Here is a 20,072-nt window from a genome sequence, read left to right as displayed (position 1 = left end):
CCGATCATACTCTCGGTAGTAACGCCGCTCCGGCCCCACTCTTACGCCGCCAAACGGAGTATCAACGGCAACTTGAGCTGATGCCGGTGCAATAGAGATCGGCGCGGCGACAGCGAAACCCGCAATCGCCAGTATACTAGCCAGTAACAGGGTTCTCATGTGAGCCTCCTCCTGAGGAGTTGCGTTGCTTTCGAAACATCTCAGGTAGGGCAAGGTTCCTGCACGAACAGTAGCCCGCCCGTCATGTTCCTGAACCAAAGGAGCACGACCGGAATCTCTCTTGAGGGCACCCCAGCTTCATCCCCGTTGCCCCCCGAGCTGGGGCCCGGCGGGTTTCGAAGCGAAAAGGGCCAATGGGGCAGGCTTCAGTTCCGCGTTAGTGGCTTCTTTGGCTCCGTGGCGGCCTCAATATCAACCGGGGGCAGCTCACCCGTGCGGTCCTTCAGGTCGGCCGCTCGCTGGACCAATCCCGACGCGACCTGCGGGTCCTTTGTCGTTTTTGCCATTCGCAGCAACGTTGCTGCCGCCTCTCGGGCGAAGGAGGTGTAACGCGGCACGTCTTTTCTATCCGATCGAGGTCCCCGTGAGATGAGTCAGAAACTCGGCCTGCGTTCCGGTGCTTGTACAAAAATGTACACAGGCGACAAAAAAGCCTCAGCTCCGAGGCTGGCGCCAAGCTGAGACCCACGTTATCGAGGCGTGATCTGGAAGGACCAACTCAGTCAGGTCAGTCGCGGTAGCCCTTGCACTTCGTCTCTTCTTTGTATTCGCCGTGCTTGCCCCACTTTCGTTCGATCTTGCAGGGGCCATGACGGTATTCTTGCTTGTATTCGCGATCGTAATTGTAGGCGCGGTAGGGACCACGATCGTAGCTCCAGCGATGCTTACCGCTTTCGTCCTTCCAGGGGTCGGCTAGCGCGGCCGATGTGAGTAGTCCAAGAAGGCTGAGGATCGCCAAAGAGAATTTCATCGAATTTCTCCGATAGTGCTTCCACATTTGCTCTTCGGCTGAGAGGCAATCCGCGAACTTGTCGAAAACAAGTCGGTGTTCACCGGCGCGATACCGCCAACCAAGACCACGAGCATCCATTTCATTGTTGCTGACCAAACACGAGGTTCGCTCCATTTGCGATCGAGAAAGGCACCAGTTCGCGGGCAATGGAATGCGAGCTGGTGCCTCTCCATGGAACGGGGGCATTCCATGCCCGGGAAAACGTAGCAACGAACCTATGGTTCCGACGTCGAGCTTCGTCACTCCATGAGGGACAGTTTTGTAGCCTTCCGCCGTCGCATCATTGCAAGCTGCGGGTCAAAGGCTCGTCACAGCGCACCCGTCGGCCAGCACCCGTCGGGCAAAACAGCTGACCACTTCCGCACCCTCGCCTGTCAAGCCCGTTTCGCGAAATATTCCACTTTATCGAAATTCGGATTTGTCGTATACGCAAAGCACCCTGGCCCGAGACAAGGGGCGGATCGCGATCGTCACGAACCGCGGGCTGGGCAGCGATGGACGCGACGGCGTCGAGCGTAACAGGCATTGCAGGGCGGCTTCAGCCGTGAGCAATGCCTTCGCGCGAACGACACGGCGCTGACAGCGTCTTCGCATGGGTTCGGGGGCGAGCACACGCCACCCCTCGGATTCCCAGCGAAGACGTGCGCGGACGGAGAAGTCGTGTGGTCCTGACGCCCGCGGTCTGTGCGTCAAGTCCTGTGGTGATGTAGCGGCCCGACCGGGCCCGCGCATCAGTCATCCGCATGGCGACGGGGGCAACAGTGCATCGCTCCCCGAGGAGAGCACGAAGGACACCGTTAAAACCATTCGCGCAGGGAAGGCCGGGCGACCGGCATCACCTGTTGTCCACCCCGTGTGCATTTCCATCGCACACGGACTCGGGTGCCGCCGGCGCCCGGCCTTCCCTGCGCCCTTGTATTTCCGAGGGGCGCGCCGTGAAGCAAAGCTCGGGCGAGATGAGCCGCGAGAATGAGAACGCTCCTCTGCTGTTTGAAAATTGTATCGGAGGTGGTCTAGCCCCCTCGCTGTCATCGCCCGGCTTGACCGGGCGATCCAGTATTTCAGAGAAGGTCGTGATCGGACCGAGAAGCTGCGGCGTACTGGATGCCCCGGTTTCGCGGAGCATGACACCGGCGTTGTGGCGAGAGCCGCCCTACCCGATCACCCGGCCGAACTTGTTCGACTTCGGAAACCCCTTCGGTGCCAGACGGCCGGCATCGGCGCGGTTGCCTTGCCATTCGGCGAGCTCTTTCATCGTTGCCGAGAATTCGCGCCCCGCGGAGTCCTTCCAGGTCAGCCCCGCCTTGGCATCGAATACCGCGACGTCGGAGAGGCCGCCGTCCTTGTATTTCTGCAAGCGCGTGCCGCGGCCGCGGGCCATCTCGGGGACCTGGTCGAGCGGGAAGATCAGCATCTTGCGGTTCTCGCCGATGACAGCAACGGTGTCGCCTGTTACCTCGGTGATCGCGCGTGCCTCGTTCGGCATCTCGACGTTGAGGACCTGCTTGCCCTTCTTGGTGGTGCCGACGCAATCGTCCTCGTTGACCACAAAACCCTGGCCTTCGTGGCTCGCGACCAGGAATTTGCGCCCGCCCTTGTTGACGAACAGCGCAACCGGCGCAGCCTCCTGCTCGAGGTCGATGAACAGGCGGATCGGTTCGCCGTGGCCGCGGCCCCCGGGCAGCTTCGCCACATCGAGCGAGTAGAACTTGCCGTTGGTGGCGAACAGCAGCAGCTTCGAGGTCGTCTCCGCAAAGAAGGCGAAACCGAGCTTGTCGTCCTGCTTGAAGGCAAGGCCCGAGAGATCCTCAACATGACCCTTCATGGTGCGGATCCAGCCCTTGTCAGAGACCACGACCGTCACCGGCTCGCGCTCGACAAAGGCTTCCTCGATCGCGGCGAGATCGTGCTCGGGTGCGTCGGCAAAGGTGGTGCGGCGCTTGCCGAGCGGCGTCTTCGGCCCGAACATGTCGCGGACCTTGCCGACCTGCTCGCCGACCTTTTTCCATTGCTCGGCTTCCGAGGCGAGCACCGCATTGATGCCCTTGAGCTCGGCGCGCAGGTTCTTGTCCTCGGTGCGGATCTCCATCTCCTCGAGCTTGCGCAAACTGCGCAGCCGCATATTGAGAATGGCTTCAGTCTGCACCTCGGTGAGCTTGAACGCCTTCATCAGCTCGGGCTTCGGCTCATCCTCGGTGCGGATGATCTTGATCACCTTGTCGATGTTCAGATAGGCGATCAGGAGGCCGCCGAGCACTTCCAGCCGGTGCTCGATCTGCGCCTTGCGGTGATTGTTGCGGCGGATCAGCACGTCGCGCAGATGGTCGAGCCACTCGCGCAAGCACTCGGCCAGGCCGACCACCTTGGGCACCTTGCCCTTGATCAGCACGTTCAGGTTCAGCGGGATCTTGCTTTCAAGCTCCGTCAGCCGGAACAGCGACTCCATCATCAGCGCGGGATCGACGTTCTTCGACTTCGGCTCGATGACGAGACGGACGTCCTCGGCCGATTCGTCCCTGACATCACCGACCAGCGGGAGCTTCTTCTGGTCCAACAGCTCGGCGATCCTCTCCACCATCCGCGACTTCTGCACCAGCCAGGGGATCTCGGTGACCACGACCACCCAGGTGCCGCGAGCGCCCTCCTCCTGCTCCCACCGCGCACGCACGCGGAACGAACCGCGGCCCGTCGTGTACGCCTCGGCGATTGCCTGCTTGGAATCGACGATGATGCCGCCGGTCGGGAAATCCGGACCCTTAACCCACTTCAGCAGCGCCTTGGATTTCGCGTCGGGCTTCTCGATCAGATGCAGCGCGGCGTCGCACAGCTCGGCGGCGTTGTGCGGCGGGATCGAGGTCGCCATGCCGACCGCGATTCCTTGCGCGCCGTTGGCAAGCAGGTTGGGGAAGCCGCCGGGCAGGACGATCGGCTCCTTCGACTGGCCGTCGTAATTGGCGCGGAACTCGACCCCGTCCTCGTCGATACCATCGAGCAGAAGACGCGCGACGTCGGTCATGCGCGCTTCGGTGTAACGGTAGGCAGCCGGGTTATCGCCGTCGATATTGCCGAAATTGCCCTGGCCGTCGACCAGCGGGTAACGCGAGGAGAAGTCCTGCGCGAGGCGGACCATGGCGTCGTAGATGGCCTGGTCGCCATGCGGATGGAACGAGCCCATCACGTCGCCGACGATCTTTGCGGATTTCTTGAACGCCGTACCGGGGTCGAGCCGGAGCAGGCGCATGCCATAGAGGATGCGCCGGTGCACCGGCTTCAGGCCGTCGCGCGCGTCCGGCAACGCACGGTGCATGATGGTGGAGAGCGCATAGGCGAGATAGCGCTCTTCCAGCGCTTCACGCAGCGGCACCTCGTGAATTTCGGCCGGTTCTTCCGGCGGAACGATTCGTTTTCCCATGCCGCCCGGTTAAACCGTGGAAGCGAATCGGGCAAGGATGGATTGGTTCCTTGGGGGTGGCTAGTGCCCCGCCCAGCCGGCGGTCACAGGCTGGGTGGTTTGCGGATTCTGAGCCTGCGTGCTGGCCGGTGCATTGGCCAGGCAACGCCGGGCGGTCTCGATCTCAGCCTCGCTCGCGCCCTTGGACCGCGCCCATGCCTCTGCGGCTGCAACCGAATATTTGGCCACATAATACCGAATGACGGTGCAGGATGCCCGACGAAACACGCCAAGTTGCGGCTCGCCGGCCATTGCATCAGGCGCGCACGCGAGCAGCGCCGCCGACAAGGCGAATCCCCTGATCAACATTTAGGCTAACCCCGCTGTGGAACCGCGGGTCAATTCGGCCGGCCAAGATTTGGTTCCCGGGAACCGGCAGAGGCGCTATTTAATCATGGCACCGGAATCTCCGCCCTTCCCTGCTGCCGCATCAAGGCGTTGATAAATCCGGCGCGCGCGTCGGAATGGCCCTGCCCGCGCGGCTCCAGCACGTGGCGCAGCAGGAACAAACCGGTGAGCCGAAAGCCGTCCTGGAGATCCTGCTCGGTAAGGTCGGTGTGCACCTCGCCCTGGCGCAGGAATGGCGGCAGCCGCAACAGCCGGTCGCGCCAGGGCTCGCCCGCGCCGCGCGAGACCGCGCCGCCGGATTTGGGCGAGACATAGATCAGGTCCGTGGTCTCCCCGGTTACCGCGCAATTCTCCAGCGCCAGCCCAAAGCCGAGTTCGGCCAGCATCGCCAGCTCGAAATGGATGACGTGCACGGCGGCGCCGCCGATATCGTCGAAATCATCGAGCGAATGTTCGAGCAGAGCAAAGATCGCCTCATGCGGATCGCGCTCGGGCAGCAGCCGCGCGATCGAAGCGAGATGGGTAACGCCGTAGACCCCGTGGGACGATGCCAGCAGCGTCGCCGCGCGCAGCTTCAATCCCTCGATCGCATAGGTGCCGAGATGCTCGTCGAGCCGCGCCCGCCACACCGCACTGACGCTGTTCCCCGGCTGCAAAAGCGGCCGCATCCGCGAGCCGGCACCGCCGCGGACGAGACCAAGATGCCGGCCGTGCGCGCGCGTCAACAGCTCGACGATGGCGCTGCTCTCGCCATGCCGGCGCACCCCCAGCACGATGCCTTCGTCGGTCCATTCCATGGCAGGAAGTGTAACCCACCCTGCGGCGTCGCGCGAGACGCTAGGCGTTGAACCAGCCCTGTGCATCGCCCGTGAAGGAGAAATACAGGCCCATCGTCGTCAGCACGCAGGAGACGATCTCGATGGCGCTGTCGAGCTCCATGCCCTTCTCGCCGATGATCTGGCCGAGCGAGATCACCGACAGCACGAGGGCTGCCGCAAGCACCCAGCGCGGCCAGTTCTTGCGTCCATGCGCGGCGAGCCAGACGAAATAGACGAGAAGCAGGATCATGCCGCCGGCGAGCAGGGTGGCGGTCATGATCATTTGCTCGGCCATCTCGGCGTTGGGCGTGCGGTCCTGCACCGCGACCGACAGGGCATCCAGCATCAACGATGCATAGAGCAGCGCTTCGAAGCGCCGGACGTTGCTGGGCACGCTCATCGGATACCGATCTGTTCTTGGTTATTCCTTGGGGAAGTCCAGGCCCATCTCGCGATAGCGATCGGGATCGTCGCCCCAGTTCTCGCGCACCTTGACGAACAGGAACAGATGCACCGGTACATCCAGGATCTGCATCAGTTCTTTGCGCGAGTCGGCGCCGATCGACTTGATGGTGGCGCCGCCCTTGCCGAGCACGATCTTGCGCTGGCTTTCGCGCTCGACGAAGATCGTCTGCTCGATGCGCACCGACTTGTCCTTGCGCTCCTCCCACTTGTCGGTCTCGACCGTGGACTGGTAGGGCAATTCCTGGTGCAGCTTCTGATAGATTTTTTCGCGCGTGATTTCGGCAGCTAGCTGCCGCATCGGCGCGTCCGACATCTGGTCCTCGGGATAGAGGAATGGACCAGGAGGCACCATCTCGGCCAGCGTCGTGCGGATGTCGTCGACGCCGTCGCCCGAGATCGCCGCAATCATGAAGGTCTTCGCGAATTTCATGCGCTCGTTGGCGGCCTGGGCCAGAGCCAACAGCTTCTCGCGCTGGACCAGGTCGACCTTGTTGATCACCAGGATCTTCTCGTGGTTGACGCTGGCCGCCTTGGCGAGGATCGCCTCGGCCTCCTCGTCGATCCCGGTCTTGGCATCGAGGAGCACGCAGACGAGATCGGCGTCGTGAGCCCCGCTCCAGGCGGTCGAGACCATGGCACGGTCGAGCCGGCGCTTCGGCGAGAAGATGCCGGGCGTGTCGACCAGGATGATCTGCGCGTTGTTCTCGATCACGATGCCGCGGATCAGCGCGCGCGTAGTCTGCACCTTGCGCGAGACGATCGTGACCTTGGCGCCGACCAGCGCGTTCGTCAGCGTGGACTTGCCGACATTCGGCGCGCCGATCAGCGCAACGAAGCCGCAGCGCGTAGCGGTAGGCGCCTCGCCGCTTGCTTCAGCCGTCATTGCCGCCGCCAACGCCTTCGCGTTCGATCATCACTGAAGCTGCCACCTTCTCTGCCGCACGCTTGCTGCCGCCGATGCCTTCGGCCGGGGCCAATCCCGGCAGGTCGACGGCAACCCGGAATTGCGGATCGTGATGCGGGCCGGTACGCTCGACCTCGCGGTAGACCGGGGTCGGCAAGCCTTTCCCCTGCGCCCATTCCTGGAGCACGGTCTTGGGGTCGCGCAAGGGACGGCGCGGCTTGTGCATGCGCTCGGTCCAGTTGCGCCTGACGAATTCGGCGGCCGCCGCGTACCCGCCGTCGAGGAAGACGGCGCCGATCACGGCCTCGCAGATGTCCCCGAGCACGCTCTTGCGCAGGCGGGCGTCGGCGCTGGGGCCGACCGAGCCGAGCTTGATGTCGTCGAGCAGACCGAGCGATTTTGCGACGTCGGCGCAGCTCTCCTTGCGCACGAGCTCGGCAAGCCGCTTGGACAGCTCGCCTTCGTCGGCGTTTGGGAAGGTGTGATAGAGCATGTCGGAGACGACCAGCCCGAGCACGTGGTCGCCGAGAAATTCCAGGCGCTGATAGCTGTCGCCGCGCTTGCGCCCGGACTTCAGTGCCGAGACATGCGTGATCGCCTGCATCAAGAGGTTCGGGTCACTGAAGCTGTGGCCGATGCGCGCCTCGAGCGCCGCGTTCGCGTCCGCGCCCTTGGCCTTGCTGCTTCGCGTCCGCTTCTTCTTCACGGGCGCCTTGCTCGCAAGCGGTTTGGTCGCAGCTTCGCCCTCGGGGCCGGCTTGCGCCTCCGTCAGTGGGGTCGCGATGTCCTTGGCTTCGTCTTTCATCGGACGATATTGAAGAAACGATTCCAGCGCACCGCCCAAGGCCAGCGCCAGAACATCCAGGCATGCTCGCCTTCGGCGATGGAGAAGAAGATCATCTGCGCGCGGCCGATCAAATTCTCCTGCGGTACATAACCGACCTGGCCGAGGAAGCGGCTGTCGGTCGAGTTGTCGCGGTTGTCGCCCATCATGAAGAAGTGACCGGGCGGCACCGTGTAGACGTTGGTGTTGTCCATGTAGCCGTTGTCGGCGCAGTCCAGCGTCTCGTAGGACACGCCGTTCGGTAGCGTCTCCTTCCAGCGCTTCACCCGGGAGATGCCCCCGCCTTCGGAGCCGCACGGATCCTCGCCGACGAACTCGCTCATGCGCTGCCGCTCGACCGGAGTGTCGTTGATGTAGAGCAGACCGTCCCGCATCTGGATGCGGTCGCCGGGAAGACCGATCACGCGCTTGATGTAGTCGGTGGAATCGTCCTTGGGCAGCCGAAACACGACGATGTCGCCGCGGTCGGGGTCAGAGCCCCAGATCCGCCCCGAGAACAGCGGCGGCGAAAACGGGATCGAATAGTGACTATAGCCGTAGGAATATTTCGAGACGAACAGATAGTCGCCGACCAGTAGCGTGGCCTTCATCGAACCGGACGGGATGTTGAACGGCTGGAACAGGAACGTGCGGATCACCAGCGCGATCAGCAGGGCATGGATCACGACCCGAATCGTTTCGCCGACACCGCTCTCAGTTTTCGTTCCCGAAGTCACGCTCATTGCTCTCTCAATTCCGGCCGGCGGTCACAGAGCGCCCTCCTCCCGCGAACAGCCGATCGGCTCGCGGCCCAAGGAGATTGTCCTGATTCTGATAGTGAGGGCCAATTCCGGCGTAAAGCCGAATTCACCCAGCCTGATTTGCGTCGACGGACTTTTAGACGGTTGTCGGAGACCACGCAATCAAGGATCGCATCAAAACTGCATAAGATATTGGTATTTCAAACGAATTATGAGATTACAGGATCCGGTCAGGGCTTGGCCAGCGGGACGGCGGAAATGACGACGAAGGCCTGCGCGAGCGGCCAGTCGTCTGTGATCGAAACATCGATCCGCGCCTCGAACCCTTCCGGTGTCAGCGCCTGAAGCCGAGCCAAGGCGCCGCCGGTCAGGTGCATGGTCGGCCGTCCGCCCGGCAAGTTGACCACCCCCATGTCGCGCCACCAGACGCCGCGCCGGATCCCGGTACCGAGCGCCTTGGAGCAGGCCTCCTTGGCGGCAAAGCGCTTGGCGTAGGTCGCCACCACCATCTTCTCGTTCTTGGCGCGCCGCTCCGCCTTGGCCCGCTCGGCCGCGGTGAAGATGCGGTCGAGGAAGCGCTCGCCATGGCGCTCGATCACCCTGGCGACGCGGGTGATGTCGATCAGGTCCGAGCCGATTCCGATGATCATGCCCGGCTCCGGCCGCGGTCGATCGCCGCGCGCATGCTGCGCACGGTCTCGGCGAGCCCTACGAACAGCGCCTCGCCGATCATGTAGTAGCCGATGTTGAGCTCCATGATCTCAGGCAGGGCCGCGATCGTCTCCGCCGTCGTATAGTCGAGCCCGTGGCCGGCATGGACCTCGAGCCCCGCTTCCTTCGCCAGCTTCGCCCCCGCCACGATCCGCTGCCATTCGGCATCGGCCTTGTTGGTCTGGCCGTCGACGACGGCGTCGCACCATGCGCCGGTGTGGATCTCGATCACGGGGGCGCGCAGCCGCGCCGCCATTTCGATCTGCGCGGGGTCGGCGGCGATGAACAGCGAGACCCGGATGCCGGCATCGCTCAGCCGCGCGATGTAGGGCGCGAGCGCATCGTTCTGGCCGACGACATCTAACCCACCCTCGGTCGTCACCTCCTGCCGCCGCTCCGGCACGAGGCACACCGCGTGGGGTCTTGTGGCGAGCGAGATCCGCATCATGTCGTCGGTCGCCGCCATCTCGAAATTGAGCGGCTTGGAGATCTCCGCCTTCAGCCGCGCCATGTCCTCGTCGCGGATGTGCCGGCGATCCTCACGCAAATGCGCCGTGATGCCATCGGCCCCGGCTTCGATCGCCACCAGGGCGGCGCGCACCGGATCGGGATTGCGGCCGCCGCGCGCGTTGCGCAGGGTCGCGACATGATCGACGTTGACGCCGAGGCGGAGCGGAAGTGCGGGCATTGCAGGACTCACGAGCTCAGGGGGACAGACCATGCGAGAAGCGTCTATCCATTAACACGTTCGACGCGGGCGACGACCGCCTTGGCGCGCAATTGGGCCAGGATCGCGCTCAAATGCTTCAGATCGTAGACTTCGAGGTCGATCGTCGTCTCCGTGAAATCAGGTGAGCGGCGCTGCATGCTGATATTGTCGATGTTGCCGTCGTGCTCGGCGATCACCGTCGCGATCTGTGCCAGCGCGCCGGGCTCGTTGACGTTCTCGACCTTGATGCGGGCCGGGAAGCGCTGCGGCAAGGAATCCTCGATGTCCCAGCGCACGTCGAGCCAGCGCTCCGGCTCCTCCTCGAAATCCTTCAGGGCCGGCGCCTGGATCGGGTAGATCGTGATGCCCTCGCCCGGCGTCACGATGCCGACGATGCGGTCGCCGGGCACGGCGCCACCGTTCGGCGCGAACTTCACCGGCAGGTCGGAATTGATGCCGCGGATCGGAATGGCGACCGGGCTGCGTGGCGACTCCGACGACTTCTCCTTGAGCTTGGCGGCGAGCCCCTTCTTGAGGCCGTAGCGCGCGATGCGCTCCTCCTTGTAGTCCGGATACATCGCGCGCGCGACGTGGGAAGCCTTGATCTCGCCGCGCCCGACCGCCGCCATGACGTCCTCGATCGAGGTCCGCGCCAGCCGTGGCAGCGCGCCCTTGAGCTTGTCGTCGGCATATTCGATCTTGGCGCGCTCGAACAGGCGCTCGACGATGCGCCGGCCGAGGCCGACATATTGATCGCGCATGGCGGTGCGCGTGGCGCGCCGGATCGCGGCGCGCGCCTTGCCGGTGACCGCGAGCGTCTCCCAGGCCGACGGCGGTGCCGACTGCGCTTCCGAGGTCAGCACCTCGACCTCGTCGCCGTTCTGGAGCTCCGAGGACAGCGGCGCGAACTTGCCGTTGATCTTGCAGCCGACCGCGCTATTGCCGACGTCGGTATGCACCGCATAGGCGAAGTCGATCACGTTGGCATGGCGCGGCAGCGCGATCAGCTTGCCCTTGGGCGTGAAGCAGAACACCTGATCATGGAACAGCTCGAGCTTGGTGTGCTCGAGGAATTCCTCGGGATTGGCACTCTCGGAGAGGATGCCGATGGTGTGGCGTAGCCAGGCGAAGGCGTTGGATTCGCGCTTGAGGTACTCGGTCGGCGAGCCTACGCCCTCCTTATAGAAGACGTGCGCGGCGATGCCGCGCTCGGCGATCTGGTCCATCGCCTCGGTGCGGATCTGGAGCTCGACGCGCTGGTTGCCGGGGCCGATCACGGTGGTGTGGATCGAGCGGTAGTCGTTCTGCTTCGGCGTCGAGATGTAGTCCTTGAAACGCCCCGGCACGACCGGCCAGGTGGTGTGGACGATGCCGAGCGCGCGATAGCAGGCTTCGATGTCGCTGACGACGAGGCGAAAGCCGAAGATGTCGGACAATTGCTCGAAGCCGACCGACTTGCGCTCCATCTTGGTCCAGATCGAGAACGGCTTCTTGCGGCGGCCATAGACCCGTGCGCCCAGCCCCCGGTGGCGCAGATTGTTGGAGAGCTGGTCCTCGATCTCGCCGATCAGATTGCGGTTGCGCTCGGCGAGCGCATCGAGCCGCTGCATCACGACCGAATAGGCCTCGGGATCGAGCGTGCGGAAGGACAGATCCTCCAGCTCTTCACGCATTTCCTGCATGCCCATGCGGCCGGCCAGCGGCGCATAGATGTCGAGCGTCTCCTCGGCAATGCGCCTGCGCGATTCCGTCGGCACGAAGTCCAGCGTGCGCATGTTGTGCAGGCGGTCGGCGAGCTTGACCAGAAGCACTCGGACATCGTCGGCAATGGCCAGCAACAATTTGCGCAGATTCTCGGCCTGTTTGGCCTCCCGCGACACCAGCTCCAGCCGTTTCAGCTTGGTCAGGCCCTCGACCAGAGCGCCGATCTCGGGCCCGAAGATCTGGTCGATCTCGGCCCGTGTCGCTTCGGTGTCCTCGATTGTGTCGTGCAGCAGCGCGGCCACGATGGTGGCGTCGTCGAGCTTGAGGTCGGTGAGAATTGCCGCCACTTCCAGCGGGTGCGAGAAATACGGATCGCCCGAGGCGCGGGTCTGCGAGCCGTGCGCCTTCATCGCATAGACATAGGCACGGTTGAGCAGGTCTTCGTTGGTGTTGGGATTGTAAGACCTGACGCGCTCGACGAGGTCATATTGACGCATCATGCGTGCGCGTGGCTTCGCCGGGCGCGCCACCGGCGCAGTCGGGGCCACGGCAACCGATTCGGTTGCGGCCTGCATCTGCATTGGTTTCCAGCGCCGATACACCATACGTCCCGCCTTCAAACGGGCCTCGACGCGACCCGTTGCATACATCTTACCGCCGATCCCCGGCGCGTCCGATCAATTCGGTGACAGGGCGCAGCGCGAACCGACAACACTATGGTAACCACGAAAACACCAACAAAAGCAAAGGCCCGAACAACGGTTCGGGCCTTGATAAGATCACAAGAGGTCGATGATTGCGACGGGAGGACCTACTCGTCCTCCTCCGGCTGCTCCTCGGGCGGTGCGAGGCCTTCGAGACCCTTTAGGAGCTCCTCTTCGGTCATGCGTTCGACGGCGACCTCGGTATCGTCCGCATCGACGCTCGCGCCCGCGGAACCGATCAGCGGGACCGTATCAGGCTCGGGCTCGTCGACCTCGACGAACTTCTGGAGCGAGTGCACCAGCTCCTCGCGGAGGTCCTCCGGCGAAATGGTCGTCTCGGCAATTTCGCGCAAGGACACAACAGGGTTCTTGTCGTTATCGCGATCAACCGTTAGTTGTGAACCGGACGAAATCATGCGGGCGCGGTGGGCGGCCAGCAGGACCAGGTCAAACCGGTTGTCGACCTTGTCGATACAATCTTCTACGGTGACGCGAGCCATGGACTGTCGCTCCGTTGTGGGTGGGACGAAATATGTGGGTGATCGGGGCTAGTTATAGGGACCGGGCCGTTTTCGCAAGGCCAATTTGTGATTTGGCCTCGCCAAACGGCTCTGCTACCCCCACATTGGGGCTGGGATGGGTGATTTCCCGGGCTGCCATCGAAGGTAACGCCGGGCGTGTGGAAGTCCGCCATAACTATACCTTGATTGCCCCGACTTCTCCGGATTTGCGGTTTCGACGGGTTTTCGACGGCGCCTTAGAACTGCGCGGCTTGCTGCCGCCGCGCCAACAATAAAACGATCAATCACGACCACTACGCGAGCAAACTGAATGTCACTTTCTCCTACCAACAAGATCGCGCTCTTCATCGATGGCGCCAATCTCTACGCGACGGCGAAAACTCTGGGCTTCGACATCGATTACAAGCGCCTGCTGAAGGAGTTTCAGAGCCGCGGGACTCTGCTTCGGGCGTTCTACTACACCGCCATCATCGAGGATCAGGAATACTCCTCGATTCGCCCGCTGATCGATTGGCTGGACTACAACGGCTACACCGTCGTCACCAAGGCGACCAAGGAATTCATCGACGCCTCCGGCCGCCGCAAGGTCAAGGGCAACATGGACATCGAGCTCGCCGTGGACGCCATGGAGCTCGCCGAGCATATCGACCAGATGGTGCTGTTCTCGGGTGACGGCGACTTCCGCTCCCTGGTCGAGGCCGTGCAGCGCCGCGGCGTGCGGGTCACCGTGGTCTCCACCATTGCCAGCCAGCCGCCGATGATCGCCGACGAGCTGCGCCGCCAGGCCGACGTGTTCACAGACCTCGTCGAGCTGCAATCCAAGCTCGGCCGCGACCCGTCCGAACGCCCCGCCCCGCGTGATCGCGGCGAGCGCGAGGGACGCCACCACGCCCCGCAATTCCTCCAGCGCGCAACCACGATGGCGCCGAGGGGCGATGACGACTTCGAGGAGTGAGGCGGCCCGGCCAAGCCGCCAGCCTTCCACCGTCGTTCCCGACCGTGACTGTCCGCTCTGTCCGCGCCTGGTCGCCTTTCGCGAGGCCAACCGCGCGCGTGAGCCGTCGTGGCACAATGCGCCGGTTGCGCCCTTCGGTGACATCAAGGCGCGCCTGCTGATCGTCGGCCTTGCGCCGGGGATGCAGGGAGCCAACCGCACCGGTCGTCCCTTCACCGGCGACTATGCCGGTGATCTCCTTTACGCGACGCTGCTCGAATATGGGTTTGCCAAGGGCATCTATCAGGCGCGCCCCGATGACGGCCTGAAGCTGGTCGATTGCCGGATCGCCAATGCCGTGCATTGCGTGCCGCCGCAGAACAAGCCGCTTCCGATCGAGATCACCACCTGCCGCCGGTTTCTCGTCGCCAATTTGGCGACCATGCCGAACCTGCGCGCCATCGTCGCGCTCGGGCGGATTGCGCACGACAGCGTGCTCAAGCCGCTGAATCTGAAGGGCTCGCAAGCTCCCTTCGGCCACGGCGCCGTGCACCAGGCCGGCGCGGTCAAGCTTTACGACAGCTATCACTGCTCCCGCTACAACACCAACACAGGGGTGCTGACGCCCGACATGTTCCGGTCCGTGTTCGCGAAGGTGAAGGCCGACCTCGATTAGGCCTCGACCTAGCCCCTGGCTGGATTGGCCTTCAGCCAATCGAGCACATCGCCGGCGTTCCGGTCCGGCGGAAACACCGGATAGAACACGTGCGTGATCCTGGCGTCGTCGATGATCAGTGCAAGCCGCTTGATCAGCGTCAGGCCTGCGACCTGCATGGTCGGTAAATTCAGCGCGCGCGTCAGCTTCAGCTTCTCGTCCGACAGCACCGGGAACGGCAGATGCAGCCGCGAGGCCATCTCGATCTGGTAGTCGTTGCTCTGGGTCGAGAGACCGAACACGTGCGAGGCGCCAGCCGCCTTCAAATCGGCAAACAGGTCGCGAAACGCGCAAGTCTGCGGGGTGCAGCCCCGCGCGCCCGGGATCATGTCCCAATCGTCGACCAGTGCGATCTTGCCGGGCTCGCCTGTGCGGGGATAGGCGAACACCACGGTCCGGCCGCGCAGCGCCGACAGCGTGACTGACGTGTCGTCCGTCGCGCGCAGGCCGATCGGCGGCAACGTCATGCCCGTCAGATGCGCGGCGCCGCCGTCGTCGGCGGGCGCGGGAATCTGGCTCCAATCGACCTCGAGCAGGTTCCTCTGGATCATCCCCTATCCCCTTGCCCGCATCAGGCGGCCCTTCTCCCGGCTCCAATCGCGCTTCTTCTCGGACTCGCGCTTGTCGTGCAGCTTCTTGCCCTTTGCAATCGCCAGCTGCAATTTGGCCCGACCGCGCTCGTTGAAGTATAGCTTGAGCGGGATCAGCGTCATGCCTTCGCGATCGACCGCGCCCATCAGCTTGTTGATCTCGCGGCGGTGAAGCAGCAGTTTTCGCGGCCGTTTGGGCTCGTGATTGAAGCGGTTGCCCTGGAGATATTCGGGAATGGTGGCGTTGATCAGCCAGATCTCGCCATTCTTCGAGTCGGCATAGGATTCCGCGATCGTGCTCTTGCCGTTGCGGATCGACTTGACCTCGGTGCCGGTCAGGGCAATGCCCGCCTCGATCGTATCCTCGATGGCGTAGTTGAAGCGGGCCTTGCGATTTTCCGCCATGACCTTGATCGGACGTTCGTTCTTATCGGCCATCGCAGACAAACCTGATCAAGATGCGCACGGATTCTAACAGGTCGGATGAAGCGCGCGCGTCAAGACTTCTTGAGGAGATCACGGATCTCAGTCAGCAGCTCGACCTCGGCCGACGGCTTCGGCGGAGCGGCAGGTGCCGCCTCCTCCTTGCGCTTCAAGGTATTTATGGCGCGGATCACCAGGAAGAGCACGAAGGCGATGATGATGAAGTTGATCGTCAGCGTGAGAAAGCTGCCCCAAGCGAGTACGGCGCCCTGCTTTTTCGCATCGGCTAAGTTGGTGGCTGTGACCTTCGCCGACAAGGGGGTGAAGTAGTTCGAGAAGTCGAGTCCGCCGGTGACGGCGCCAATGATCGGCATGATGACATCGCCGACCAGCGAGTTGACGATGGCGCCGAAGGCCGCGCCGATGATGACACCGACCGCGAGATCGACGACGTTCCCCTTCATGGCGAACTCGCGGAACTCCTTGAGCATCCGCGTGCCCCTTTCCTCGACGCTCATGTAAGGCTCCCCGAAGGCGAACGCGTCAGTTGATCAGGCCCGCGTGCACCATCGCGCTGCGCACGGCAATGCGAGTCGGCTCGGAGACCGGCACCATCGGCAGCCGCAGCGTCTCGTCCAGCTTGCCGAGCAGCGACATCGCGTATTTGATCGGCGCCGGATTGCTTTCGATGAAAAGGTTGTTGTGCAGCGGCATCAGCTTGTCATGCAGCTTCAAGGCGGTGGCATGGTCGCCCTTCTGCCAGGCAACGTGGAACTCCGAACACAAGCGCGGCGCGACGTTCGAGGTCACCGAGATGCAGCCATGGCCGCCATGGGCCATGTAGCCGAGGATGGTCGCGTCCTCGCCGGAGAGCTGATTGAAATCCTCGCCCATCGCCGCGCGCTGCTGCGACACGCGGACCATGCTGGCGGTGGCGTCCTTCACGCCGGCGATGTTCTTCAGCTCCCACAGCCGCTTCATGGTGTCGACCGACATGTCGATCACCGAGCGCGGCGGAATGTTATAGATGATGATGGGAATGCCGATCGCGTCGTTGATCGCCTTGAAGTGCTGATACATGCCTTCCTGGGTTGGCTTGTTGTAGTAGGGCGTGACGACCAGCACGGCATCGGCGCCCGCCTTCTCGGCGTGCTGGGAGAGCTCGATGGCCTCCTTGGTCGAGTTGGAGCCGGCGCCCGCGATCACCGGCACGCGGCCCTTGGCCTCAGCGATGCACCATTCGACGACCTTCTTGTGCTCGTCATGGCTGAGCGTCGGGCTTTCGCCGGTGGTGCCGACCGGGACCAGGCCGTTGGTGCCCTCTGAAATCTGCCAATTCACCAGAGAGCGGAACGCCGCCTCGTCCAGCGAGCCGTTCTTGAACGGCGTGACCAAGGCGGTGAACGACCCCCGGAATTTCGTCTTGGCTGCCATGGACTTCCTCCGTACGCGGCGATCTCTTGAGCAAGGCCCATTCATATCGGGTCTGTCCGGCCGGTAAAAGGCCCGCCGCGTGTGACTCACTGTTTAGGCCGCGATTTTGCCGCGGTGATGGTGCAAATCGGCCCGAGGTAAGCGGCTGTTGGTATTTTGTCCGCATATTCAATCAAATTCAGCTAGATCTTGGGCCACTTGACTGATTCGGGGCGACGAAACGCCGTGACCTCCCTTCCTCGTGCCGCATGGCGATCCACCGGTCTGGTCGTGTGCCTGATGGCAGGGCTGTCGGTCGGCTGTGCTGCCTTGGCCAAGTCCAACGAAAAGCCCAACGAGACGACTGCGGACGAGGCTAAGAATTCCGCGAGGCCAGCCGCCAAGGACTCGTCCAAGGGAACCGGCAAGGAAACTTCGAAGGATACGGCCAAGGGCACCAGCAAGGGGGCCAGCGCCCCGGCCAAAGATGCCGCGAAGAAATCTGCCAAGGACGCTGGGACGAACGCCGGCAAGGAACCCGCAAAGGACAGGCCCAAGCCCGCGGCAGCAGCGTCCAAGCCCGCGGCAGCATCCAAGCCCGCGACAGCTCCCCCCGCGCCAGCATCAAAACCGACCGCCAACGGGGCGCCGCCCAAAACCGCACCCGCCCCGGCTTCGACGGTCACCGTCAGACCGGCCGCCCCGACCGCGGCCAAACCCATCGCAGCTCCCGTGCTGGCTCCTGCGACCCGCCAGCATGCAGCGCCGCGCAAGCCGGTCATACCGGCTGCGGTCGCCGCAACGTCGTCGACCTCGCAGGCCGACAAGGACACGCTGGAGACCGTCATCGAGCTCGTGCGCAAGCGCAAGGCGGGCGATGCCACCAATTATGCAGCTTCGATCTCGGATCCCGTCGCGCGAAAGCTCGCGGAATGGATCATCCTGCGCAGCGAGGACAATGGCGCGACCGTGGAGCGCTACCGCGCCTTCCTGTCCGCCAATCCGAGCTGGCCGTCGCAGACTTTCCTCCGCCGACGCCTGGAGGCCGCGATGTGGGACGACAGGCGCGACGATTCAGTTGCGTGGTCGTGGTTTGAGAATGAGTCGCCGATCTCCGCCAAGGGCCGCTTCACGCTCGCCAAGGCGATGCTGGCGCGCGGCGACCGCGCCAACGCCGAGCGGCTGGTGCGCGAGGCCTGGCGCAGCGATCCGATGTCGGAGGAGACCGAGAACAATGCGCTCGACCAGTTCGGCGCCCTGCTGACGCCAGGCGATCAGAAGGCGCGGATGGACACTTTGCTCTACGGCAGCGAGAACGAGGCCGCGCTGCGCGCCGCCAAGCGCCTTGGCGCCGGCTATGTCGCGCTCGCCAAGGCTCGCATCGCCGCCGTCAAGAAGGCGCCCAACGCGCGCGCGCTGCTCGACGCCGTGCCGCGTGAGCTGCACAACGATCCCGGCTTCATCTTCAGCAAGATCCAGCTCCTGCGCCGCGAGGAGAAGTTTGCCGAAGCGGCGCAGCTCATGCTGTCGGCGCCAAAGGATCCGAACCGGCTCTACAATCTCGACGAATGGTGGATCGAGCGGCGCCTCCTGGCGCGCAAGATGATCGACACCGAGGAATTCCGCAGCGCCTATCTGATCGCGCGCGATGCCGCCCTGCCCTCGCGCGACATCTACAAGACCGAGCAGGAATTTACCGCGGGCTGGATCGCACTCCGCTTCCTCAACGATCCCGCGACCGCCGCCCAGCATTTCGCCCGGATCGGGGTCGGCAGCGTCAATCCGACGACGCTGGCGCGCGCCGGCTATTGGCAGGGCCGCGCCGCGGAAGCGATGGGCCGCCAGCAGGAGGCGCGCAACGCCTATGCCCGCGCAGCCGAGCAGTCGACCAGCTATTACGGCCAGCTCGCGCGCGCAAAACTCGGACTGCCCCAGATCGAGCTCAACAGTCAGCCGCGGGGCCGCGGCGCCGAGCGGCTCGAGATCGTGCGCGCCGCGCAACTGCTCTACGAGCTTGACGAGCGTGAGATGGCAGTGCCGTTGCTCGCCGACATGGGCGAGAACGGCGATCCCGAAGCGCTTGCCGGCCTTGGCGAGCTCACCCAGCGCTACCGCGACGCGCGCGGCATGCTGCTGCTCGGCAAGGCCGCGCTCAATCGCGGCCTGCCGTTCGACTTCTACGCCTATCCCGTCAACGGCATTCCGCAGTTCACGCCGATCGGGCCCGAGGTCGAGCGCAGCATCGTCTATGCGATCGCGCGGCAGGAGAGCGCGTTCAATCCGTCGGTGGTCTCGCCGGCGCAGGCCTACGGGCTGATGCAGGTGACGCCGGACGCCGCACGCTACGTCTGCAAACGCCACGGCGCGACTTACGATCTGTCCCGGTTGAAGAACGATTCGGTCTACAACGCCACGCTCGGCTCGGCCGAACTCGGTGGGCTGCTCGAAGATTATCGCGGCTCCTACATCATGACCTTTGCCGCCTACAATGCCGGTCGCGGCAGCGTGAAGAAATGGGTCGAACGCTATGGCGATCCGCGCGATCCGAAAGTTGACGCGGTCGATTGGGTGGAGCTGATTCCGTTCTCCGAGACGCGCAATTACGTGCAGCGGATCATGGAAAACCTTCAGGTCTACCGCGCCCGGTTCGGCGGCGGCACGCGGTTGCAGATCGAGGCCGACCTGCGCCGCGGCACCGGCAGCGTGGAATAGCCGCGCCACCTTTAGGGGGTGGCATGCCCCGCCGTATCCGGTCGCGGTGCGCGGGTCGATGTTCGAATCTTGTTCCAGATCAGCTGGGGCGGCGTCCTGAGCTTGGTTCCCTTGGCCTTAATTCCGGCCAGCCGCCTTCCCTCTCGCACCATACTGTCCTGGTTACAGTTTTTGCGAGAGCGCCATGCGGTCACGGCAACACCCACCGTGGAGGCGGCAGCATTCCACGGGCGGGCGCGGGATATTGAAGGACAATGAGCGGCCCGAGACATAGGTGACATTTCGTACCGGACAGACGGGTTACACTTTCCGCTTTTGTTCTGCGGGAGGTGTAGATGCCGTGGAAAGCGAGTT

19 protein-coding genes are annotated in these 20,072 nt (G+C 63.8%); 3 read left to right on the top strand and 16 right to left on the bottom strand.

Annotation, left to right across the window (positions count from 1 at the left end):
* Positions 1-727: 727 nt before the first annotated feature.
* The 12 genes from IVA87_RS33405 to rpoZ all read right to left on the bottom strand — a co-directional run bounded on the left by IVA87_RS33405 (position 728) and on the right by rpoZ (position 12,910).
* Positions 728-970 (bottom strand): hypothetical protein, encoded by a 243-nt coding sequence (locus IVA87_RS33405; protein ID WP_247299657.1) that lies wholly within the window; start codon positions 968-970, stop codon positions 728-730.
* A gap of 1,195 nt (positions 971-2,165) precedes the next feature.
* Positions 2,166-4,424: a DNA topoisomerase IV subunit A gene (gene parC, locus IVA87_RS33400; protein WP_247299659.1), complete on the bottom strand. Its 2,259-nt coding sequence runs from the start codon at positions 4,422-4,424 to the stop codon at positions 2,166-2,168.
* A gap of 60 nt (positions 4,425-4,484) precedes the next feature.
* Positions 4,485-4,772, bottom strand: coding sequence for a hypothetical protein (locus IVA87_RS33395; RefSeq protein ID WP_247299661.1), 288 nt, complete (start codon positions 4,770-4,772; stop codon positions 4,485-4,487).
* Positions 4,773-4,855: 83 nt separating this feature from the next.
* Positions 4,856-5,608, bottom strand: coding sequence for a DNA repair protein RecO (gene recO, locus IVA87_RS33390; protein WP_247299664.1), 753 nt, complete (start codon positions 5,606-5,608; stop codon positions 4,856-4,858).
* A gap of 40 nt (positions 5,609-5,648) precedes the next feature.
* Entirely contained in the window at positions 5,649-6,029 is a 381-nt protein-coding gene (locus IVA87_RS33385; protein WP_247299667.1) for a hypothetical protein, read from the bottom strand.
* 21 nt (positions 6,030-6,050) lie between these two features.
* Positions 6,051-6,977, bottom strand: a complete 927-nt coding sequence (gene era / locus IVA87_RS33380) for a GTPase Era (RefSeq protein ID WP_247277043.1) — start codon at positions 6,975-6,977, stop codon at positions 6,051-6,053.
* The gene (rnc, locus tag IVA87_RS33375) at positions 6,967-7,803 is read right to left on the bottom strand and encodes a ribonuclease III (RefSeq protein WP_247299671.1); all 837 of its coding nucleotides are present in this window, start codon (positions 7,801-7,803) and stop codon (positions 6,967-6,969) included. Before rnc ends, era begins: the two co-directional genes overlap by 11 nt.
* A complete protein-coding gene (gene lepB, locus IVA87_RS33370) occupies positions 7,800-8,564 on the bottom strand; it encodes a signal peptidase I (protein ID WP_247299673.1) in 765 nt (254 codons plus the stop codon). Before lepB ends, rnc begins: the two co-directional genes overlap by 4 nt.
* Positions 8,565-8,812: 248 nt before the next feature.
* Positions 8,813-9,232, bottom strand: a complete 420-nt coding sequence (gene acpS, locus IVA87_RS33365; RefSeq protein WP_247299675.1) for a holo-ACP synthase — start codon at positions 9,230-9,232, stop codon at positions 8,813-8,815.
* Positions 9,229-9,981: a pyridoxine 5'-phosphate synthase gene (locus IVA87_RS33360; protein ID WP_247299678.1), complete on the bottom strand. Its 753-nt coding sequence runs from the start codon at positions 9,979-9,981 to the stop codon at positions 9,229-9,231. The genes acpS and IVA87_RS33360 overlap by 4 nt, the downstream gene beginning before the upstream one ends.
* Positions 9,982-10,025: 44 nt before the next feature.
* The gene (locus IVA87_RS33355) at positions 10,026-12,311 is read right to left on the bottom strand and encodes a bifunctional (p)ppGpp synthetase/guanosine-3',5'-bis(diphosphate) 3'-pyrophosphohydrolase (RefSeq protein WP_247337428.1); all 2,286 of its coding nucleotides are present in this window, start codon (positions 12,309-12,311) and stop codon (positions 10,026-10,028) included.
* 206 nt (positions 12,312-12,517) lie between these two features.
* A complete protein-coding gene (rpoZ, locus tag IVA87_RS33350; protein WP_007603391.1) occupies positions 12,518-12,910 on the bottom strand; it encodes a DNA-directed RNA polymerase subunit omega in 393 nt (130 codons plus the stop codon).
* Between the two features lie 331 nt (positions 12,911-13,241).
* Here rpoZ and IVA87_RS33345 point away from each other — a divergent pair, with 331 nt between their 5' ends.
* On the top strand, positions 13,242-13,886 hold the full coding sequence (locus tag IVA87_RS33345) for an NYN domain-containing protein (protein WP_128933338.1): 645 nt from the start codon (positions 13,242-13,244) through the stop codon (positions 13,884-13,886).
* Positions 13,867-14,541, top strand: a complete 675-nt coding sequence (locus IVA87_RS33340) for a uracil-DNA glycosylase (protein WP_247299680.1) — start codon at positions 13,867-13,869, stop codon at positions 14,539-14,541. The genes IVA87_RS33345 and IVA87_RS33340 overlap by 20 nt, the downstream gene beginning before the upstream one ends.
* A gap of 8 nt (positions 14,542-14,549) precedes the next feature.
* Here IVA87_RS33340 and IVA87_RS33335 read toward each other — a convergent pair whose 3' ends face one another.
* From IVA87_RS33335 to dapA, 4 genes are read right to left on the bottom strand one after another with little or no spacing between them, the layout of a single operon-like run.
* On the bottom strand, positions 14,550-15,131 hold the full coding sequence (locus tag IVA87_RS33335) for a peroxiredoxin (protein WP_247299681.1): 582 nt from the start codon (positions 15,129-15,131) through the stop codon (positions 14,550-14,552).
* Between the two features lie 3 nt (positions 15,132-15,134).
* A complete protein-coding gene (smpB, locus tag IVA87_RS33330; RefSeq protein ID WP_247299684.1) occupies positions 15,135-15,608 on the bottom strand; it encodes an SsrA-binding protein SmpB in 474 nt (157 codons plus the stop codon).
* A gap of 59 nt (positions 15,609-15,667) precedes the next feature.
* A complete protein-coding gene (gene mscL, locus IVA87_RS33325; protein WP_247299711.1) occupies positions 15,668-16,084 on the bottom strand; it encodes a large conductance mechanosensitive channel protein MscL in 417 nt (138 codons plus the stop codon).
* Positions 16,085-16,136: 52 nt separating this feature from the next.
* Positions 16,137-17,027 carry a 4-hydroxy-tetrahydrodipicolinate synthase gene (dapA, locus tag IVA87_RS33320; RefSeq protein WP_247299686.1) on the bottom strand — a complete coding sequence of 297 codons (891 nt, stop codon included), beginning with the start codon at positions 17,025-17,027 and terminating at the stop codon, positions 16,137-16,139.
* Between the two features lie 279 nt (positions 17,028-17,306).
* Here dapA and IVA87_RS33315 point away from each other — a divergent pair, with 279 nt between their 5' ends.
* Positions 17,307-19,718, top strand: a complete 2,412-nt coding sequence (locus IVA87_RS33315; RefSeq protein WP_247337426.1) for a lytic transglycosylase domain-containing protein — start codon at positions 17,307-17,309, stop codon at positions 19,716-19,718.
* The last annotated feature ends 354 nt before the right edge of the window (positions 19,719-20,072 follow it).

Origin of the sequence: Bradyrhizobium sp. 147, assembly GCF_023073935.1 — a bacterium.
Classification (GTDB): domain Bacteria; phylum Pseudomonadota; class Alphaproteobacteria; order Rhizobiales; family Xanthobacteraceae; genus Bradyrhizobium.
Note: the sequence above shows the minus strand (reverse complement) of the source record. Positions and strands in the feature narration are given on the sequence as shown.